We start from the raw sequence: 736 nt of genomic DNA, 5'->3' as shown, positions 1-736 counted from the left end.
TGGGACAMTTATATAGTCAAATCACTTATAATCCAATCTATCCAAAGCAGATATAAAGAACAACTTGTAGTAGAATTATCAAAAACAAACTGAGCATATCCTATGACCTACTGCAGCCAATTCCGACAAAAAATTCTTAACGATATTGCTAATGGAGAAACTTGGCGCGCTGTTGCAAAGCGCTACAAGATCAGCAAATTCACCGTCTATAGCTGGATTAAAAATCCCCATCCTAAAGGCTTTACTGAGAGCCCTCAAAGATTGATGATGAAGCCTTGCTTAAGGATATTGAGCAGTATCCTGATGATTACCAATGGGAAAGAGCTAGACGTTTTAATTGCTCGCAATCAGCGATTTGTTATGCTCTAAAGCGACTAAAGATATAGTCAAATCACTTATAATCCAATCTATCCAAAGCAGATATAAAGAACAACTTGTAGTAGAATTATCAAAAACAAACTGAGCATATCCTATGGCCTACTGCCGCCAATTCCGACAAAAAATTCTTAACGATATTGCTAATGGAGAAACTTGGCGCGCTGTTGCAAAGCGCTACAAAATCAGCAAATTCACCGTCTATAGCTGGATTAAAAATCCCCATCCTAAAGGCTTTACTGAGCGTAAGCCCTCAAAGATTGATGATGAAGCCTTGCTTAAGGATATTGAGCAGTATCCTGATGATTACCAATGGGAAAGCGCTAGACGTTTTAATTGCTCGCAATCAGCGATTTGTTAT

2 protein-coding genes and 1 pseudogene are annotated in these 736 nt (G+C 38.4%); all 3 read left to right on the top strand.

Annotated features, from left to right (window positions below; translation table 11 throughout):
• Window positions 1-102 precede the first annotated feature (102 nt).
• Window positions 103-177: pseudogene (locus tag A5N85_RS17475) on the top strand (hypothetical protein); the annotation flags it as partial.
• Window positions 178-275: 98 nt separating this feature from the next.
• Window positions 276-386, top strand: coding sequence for an IS630 transposase-related protein (locus A5N85_RS17470; RefSeq protein ID WP_342769555.1), 111 nt, complete (start codon window positions 276-278; stop codon window positions 384-386).
• Window positions 387-472: 86 nt separating this feature from the next.
• Window positions 473-736 (top strand): IS630 transposase-related protein (locus tag A5N85_RS14435; protein WP_072577697.1); only part of this gene is annotated, 264 nt, incomplete at its 3' end.

Origin of the sequence: Suttonella ornithocola, assembly GCF_001889065.1 — a bacterium.
Classification (GTDB): domain Bacteria; phylum Pseudomonadota; class Gammaproteobacteria; order Cardiobacteriales; family Cardiobacteriaceae; genus Suttonella_A; species Suttonella_A ornithocola.
The sequence above is the reverse complement of the archived record's forward strand: the minus strand, read 5'-3'. Positions and strand labels throughout refer to the sequence as shown.